Consider the following 5,345-nt stretch of genomic DNA (forward strand, 5'->3'; position numbering starts at 1 on the left):
CTAATTCAGTTGGCGAGTGCGCCATGATAAAGGAAGTCATCCCCATTTTTCGAATAAAAAATAGATCCCAGCTTTTCCCCTCGAACTTCCTGACCTTCTCGTTCAAGGTTTGAAACAACAGTTCTGCTTCCTCTAAGCTCAGCTCTCCAAGGCCAAGCAGGTAGTCAACTGCAAATAAATGCACAAGCTCGTCAAAAGAATATTGTCCACCAATTCCAGATAACGCTCCGAACCTGCTTAGGGTCGTAGACGAAACAATGTTACGTTCTCCAATTTCTGCAGCAGTCAATGTCATACCATTAATCGCGGACGTATCAGATAACTTACCTGCTAGGTCATCTAACGAAAGATCATCCTTCATATTAATGATGTTATGGATGCGCGCTAATATCGTCTGTTTTGGGAAAAAGGTTTCTTGTCCTGTAAACGTTGATTTTCGAATAAACCATTCCTCAGGAATAAGCTTCTTTCGTTTCCAACGATATAATTGCCCATACGAAATGCCGGTTAAATCCAGCAGCTCCTTTTTCGAAATTAAATCCTTATCCACTATAATCACCTCTCGAAATGATCGTAACATAACACTGTTACGTTGTAAATGAGAATATCGCAATAAAGAAAGGTTTGGCTGGCTTGCTATTCTTCATTTACATAAAAGAAAAAGGCAGCTCCCGATTCCATTACGAATCAGAAGCTGCCTTTTGATGAAAAAATTTTAGGAATTTATGCCATGTTCATTTCGGATGTTATACATGCCTTGAATTAGCAGCTCCGCAGGATCCCGGTTCAACTGCAAATGTGTCAACAATAGATGTAACGGAATAGCGCAAACGTTGTTTCCGTCTTTAATCGTTGGAAATCCAGCTTCAAAGACTGGACCGTGTTCTTCGTTCCAAGCCAGACCCGCATGTACCTGTTCCGGAGCAAACTCTTCCGTCACAGCTGTTATACATTGTGGAACGAGTATTTTGTCGATTACCGCTTTAGCCTCCTCTTCACTTGCAGCTGCTTGTGAGAGAGGTTTCCCACCCTCGATCTCCATAAGATCGACGAAGAAAGAAGCCATCCACACCGCAGGATCATTGCCCGATTGGAATCTGTTGACCAACTCATGCAAGAAAAATCCGCAGGAATATACGCTGTCCGACTCATCCTTCACATGAAATACAAAAACTGGGCCATAAGCTTCGTGGTTCAATACTTGTCCTTCAACATCGTTAAATTGCATTTTTAAAGCTACGATGCCATTATGGTGAACAGCCTTAATAAGCTCCGCCCATTTCTCCTCGGTCATCGCCGAATCCTTACTGCTTACTTCCTCATTTGTTGTCTCATTGTTTATTGTCATAGTTCTACTCGTCTCCTATAACAGCATCATCTTGTAAATCTCGTTTTTTTCACTAGCCTATCCATCAGCAAGCTTTCTGCTCATTAATTATAGATTACCACAATTACTTACTTTGTTTATATGCAAGTATTTTCCAGACTCATAATCTACTGCGAAGAAACTCAGCCACATTATGGTTTCCTTGCTTGACTGCAAGAGACCAGGCAGTATTCCCTTCTCGATCTTCAGTGTTTAAATTTGCTCCATGCTCAAGCAATATGCGAATGATTTCAATATTATCATCATGAAAAGCTGCAGTATGCAAGCAAGTATGACCATTGCTGTCCAGAAGATTAGTATCGGCATGATGTTTCATAAACAAATTAATGAGATCTATATTTCTTTCGCCTGCTATTGCAGCATGCAAGGCTGTATTGGAGGGAATGAAAGAAATCTTGGAATGAGAAACTGCATTAATGTCAGCACCATAGTCAAGCAATACCTGTGCCGCTTCTTTATTGCCAAAATGTGCTGCGAAACCGAGTGGTGTAAGACCATCCTTATTTTCGGCATTTGCTAGGCTCGGGTCCGATTCTAATAAGCTATTTAGCTGAGTTCCTGACTGAATCGCTTGAAATAAATCTTCGATCAACGGACCATTCATTTTTTTTCCCACTCCATTTCAACTGGTTTCATTCTACAACATTACCAAACTTTAATAGACGATTTCAATTATAATAAAATACGTTTATAAACTATTTTTTACTGCTTCTATTTCTAACAATTGTGATAGATTAAAATAGATAGGTATTTTTGCTTGCATGAGGTAAATGCAGGGATTAGAGAGGCGTGTGAAGTATGGAATTATACATATCAAATGAATGGACTAACGATGATAAATCGTATGTTAGCAGCAATATGTTTGCTTTTAATTTAAAGCATTTTCCTGATGACCTTAAAGGTCGCTATCAGGAGGTGAATTTATTTCTCAAAAACGCTGATGGGCAAATTTTCGGCGGGCTTCTTAGCGAAATATGCTGGAACTGGATGCAGATTGAGTACTTATTTGTTGCGGACGAAATTCGTAAATCCGGGTATGGCAAGCAGCTTTTAGACGAGGCCGAAAAAATAGCTAAAGCGAAAAACTGTGATTTCATAAAGCTGGATACCTTAAGCTTTCAGGCGCTCGATTTTTACAAGAAGCAAGGTTTCGAGGTGTTTGGTTCGATACCGAATGCTGGCGGTTATACGCACTTTTATTTAAAAAAAGACCTTTAACCGCTTTGCTTTTCTAATTAGAGCGCCAGATTAAAAAACCTCCATCGAAAGATGGAGGGAACCTTGTCGAAACTGATTATAAGAAAAATAATAGGACGATGCTCCTCCCTCATCTTTCCTTCTTACCTAATAAATGAAGAATTGAAACATTCATGTCCTCTAGTGAGCAAGCTGCTTCCATATTTTATTGAGCCACTCCGYGAATAACGCTTTCTCTTCGAATTGCGGATAATGAGCGGATTGTTCAAACAGAACAAAATCTTTCACAGGAGCATGCAGCACGTCAAAATATTGTTTTGCAGCATTCACCGATGTCATATAATCATATTTCCCCATCACAAAATAACAAGGAATATCCAGTGTCTTCACTACATCAATAATATTATTGCTCGCTTCCTCAGCCAGCAGCATCTTTTGCGTTACAGAAATTCCTCTTAAATAGCGAACAACATCAAGCAAATTATACTCAGGCTGAAATAGAAATCCTTTGTAATAATCCATGTTGTCATCAATTAACCTTGCTGCACCGCCATATTTTCGAATGATCGATCTAGGCGTCGTTTCCTCCCCTTTTTCGATTGGTTCTCGAAGTGACTCTAATCTTTCCACTTCCTTGGTATTGTCAGCCAGCTTCGCCTGTTCTATAACGTATTGCAAACTATCCAATTCGCTCGTTACCGTATCAGCCACTTGCCCAATTCCGATATAAGCCGCAAACTTGTCAGGTGCTTTAGACACAGCTTTCATCCCAATGTATGTGCCAAAAGAATGACCGATGAGCAGCACTTTCTGTTGTCCAAATTTCGCGGTTACATAATCGGTCAACGCAAGCAGATCTTCAACAAGCACGTCAGTCGTTAGATTAGAATAGTCTTCATTAAAATGATAAGATTTCCCGCTCCCGCGCTGGTCATAATGTACAATTGTATAGTTTTTCTCAAGCAGATCTTGATATTTCCTTACATACGGAATTTCAGAACACCCCGGGCCGCCATGCACAAAAATGACAATCGGATTGCGTTTGTCTACTCCCCTAATCATCACTTCATGTCCAGTACCATTGATTTCAACTTGCTCTAACGTACTTATGCTGTTGTCACCTTTAATGCGAGGTGTCCACGTTGGGAATATCAATCCGACCAGAACAATCAGAACAATGATCATAATAGTGACCTTCCCTATTTTTATTATTTGCCTATTCAAGAGCTGGCTCCTTCAAAACGTTATTATCCTTTCATTATAAATGATTTCATTTTGACTTCATAATTAACGATTTCCTCGCTAAACTTTGCTGCTGTATGGAGATATGAAAAAAACGACATCGCTGTCGTTTCTCATGGCTATGATGATATAGATGTATCAAATTGAAAAAACTGATCACTATTATGATGCAGCTTCATCTGATGCAGAGAGCCTTTTTCCATAAACCCGATATAGAATGAGACCAAACAGCATGCCGACAAAAGATATGGCGGAAATAGACAAGTACAATGTTTTGCCTCCAAAGCTACCATACACGGCTCCACCTACATAGGAGGCTAAAATGCCTGAAACACCAAAAAACAGCAGCGCAAGCACCGTTTGACCTGTCGCGCGCCATTCGGTTGGTACTATTCGATAAAGATACTGAATAGCTGCTGAATAGAACACAGGGAAAGTCAACAGCTGTAAAATTTGCAAATACGCGAGTATGTGCGGATCGGTAATCCAAGCTGAGAGGAAAAACCGAAGGAAATAGAACACGGCTGAAAACGAAATAATAAGCAGCTCTTTACCTTTGCGCATCCACCAAAAGCTCAGAGCGAACACTACAATTTCACTGCCTGCTGCCAAGAAGAATGCTTGACCAACCAATTCGGTACTCCCGCCAAGCTCACGAATGTATACGCCAAGAAAGGTATCATTCATTCGTGCAGGGACGGAACAGATAAACACCAAGAGCAGAAACATTAGTGTCTCTTTGTTGCTAATAAAATGTTTGAGACTTTTTAAGGTAACCGGCTTGCCTGTCACAGGCGCATCGGGCATGATCCAACCTATAATAAAACTGATTAACCCGATTCCTCCAAAAAGCAGCGCCAAGCTATGTTCACCGAAATAAGAGATAACATAACCTGTAAGCAGCGCTGCTAAGGCATAACCCAAAGCGCCATAAGTACGAATAGATCCGTAGCTGGTTCCTGAAGATTCGGCAATTGTAAAATTCAAGCTTTCCGTTAATGGATCGATGGACATGAGAAAGAAGTACAGCAGCATCGCGTACAGAATGAGCTGCGGATAACTGCTGGAATCATAAAGCAAATAACCAATTATGGTTGAGAAAAATAACAGTACCAACAATACTTTACGAATGGATTTGGTTCTATCGCTTATCATCCCCCATAAAGGTTGAGCGATGAGCGTAACAAATCCGCCTGTTCCTATAATGAAGCCAATTTGCGATGGACTTAGTCCTTGTACATCTAAATAAACCGGAAGGAATGAAATAAACATAGCCAGTAGTGCAAAATACAAAAAATTAAAGCCTCGTAATAAGTTTGATGCCTTCATAAAAGTTTAGTTCCTCCACTTGTTTCTTAAATATAGCTATCTCAATCTTTTATTCTACCATGAAATGAACTTTTATATGTGGCTCAAAATCAAAAAACGGCATCTCTGCCGTTTTTGTTTACCTACTTATACAGTTGAATTCATTTTCACCGCGACTTATATCATTGATCATGCAAGCTCTAGATTAAAC

General features: G+C 40.0%; 6 protein-coding genes. 1 reads left to right on the forward strand and 5 read right to left on the reverse strand.

All coding sequences use genetic code 11. The features are described from left to right. From AC1DSE_RS29480 to AC1DSE_RS29490, 3 genes are all read right to left on the reverse strand, one after another. On the reverse strand, positions 1 to 550 hold a 550-nt coding region (locus AC1DSE_RS29480), incomplete at its 3' end, for a DUF4004 family protein (protein WP_477528645.1). A gap of 165 nt (positions 551 to 715) precedes the next feature. Beyond that, positions 716 to 1,348: a hypothetical protein gene (locus tag AC1DSE_RS29485; protein WP_339203848.1), complete on the reverse strand. Its 633-nt coding sequence runs from the start codon at positions 1,346 to 1,348 to the stop codon at positions 716 to 718. A 139-nt stretch (positions 1,349 to 1,487) separates the two neighbouring features. Then, positions 1,488 to 1,991, reverse strand: coding sequence for an ankyrin repeat domain-containing protein (locus tag AC1DSE_RS29490; protein ID WP_441880939.1), 504 nt, complete (start codon positions 1,989 to 1,991; stop codon positions 1,488 to 1,490). Between the two features lie 194 nt (positions 1,992 to 2,185). On the opposite strand from AC1DSE_RS29490, the gene AC1DSE_RS29495 reads away from it, so the two are divergent. Further along, positions 2,186 to 2,605, forward strand: a complete 420-nt coding sequence (locus AC1DSE_RS29495) for a GNAT family N-acetyltransferase (RefSeq protein WP_441880938.1) — start codon at positions 2,186 to 2,188, stop codon at positions 2,603 to 2,605. A 159-nt stretch (positions 2,606 to 2,764) separates the two neighbouring features. Here the strand turns inward: AC1DSE_RS29495 and AC1DSE_RS29500 are convergent, their stop codons facing one another. Together AC1DSE_RS29500 and AC1DSE_RS29505 are read right to left on the reverse strand one after the other, a co-directional pair. Further along, complete coding sequence (locus AC1DSE_RS29500; protein WP_477528646.1) at positions 2,765 to 3,769, reverse strand: alpha/beta fold hydrolase; 1,005 nt, start codon at positions 3,767 to 3,769, stop codon at positions 2,765 to 2,767. Positions 3,770 to 3,988: 219 nt separating this feature from the next. Next, positions 3,989 to 5,155, reverse strand: coding sequence for an MFS transporter (locus AC1DSE_RS29505; protein ID WP_339203852.1), 1,167 nt, complete (start codon positions 5,153 to 5,155; stop codon positions 3,989 to 3,991). Positions 5,156 to 5,345 lie beyond the last annotated feature (190 nt).

The organism is Paenibacillus sp. 01L418 (assembly GCF_056400045.1).

Coding starts and splice junctions, on each gene's coding strand:
- AC1DSE_RS29485 (WP_339203848.1), bottom strand. CDS start 1,348: ATGACAATAAACAATGAGACAACAAATGAGGAAGTAAGCAGTAAGGAT.
- AC1DSE_RS29490 (WP_441880939.1), bottom strand. CDS start 1,991: ATGAATGGTCCGTTGATCGAAGATTTATTTCAAGCGATTCAGTCAGGA.
- AC1DSE_RS29495 (WP_441880938.1), top strand. CDS start 2,186: ATGGAATTATACATATCAAATGAATGGACTAACGATGATAAATCGTAT.
- AC1DSE_RS29505 (WP_339203852.1), bottom strand. CDS start 5,155: ATGAAGGCATCAAACTTATTACGAGGCTTTAATTTTTTGTATTTTGCA.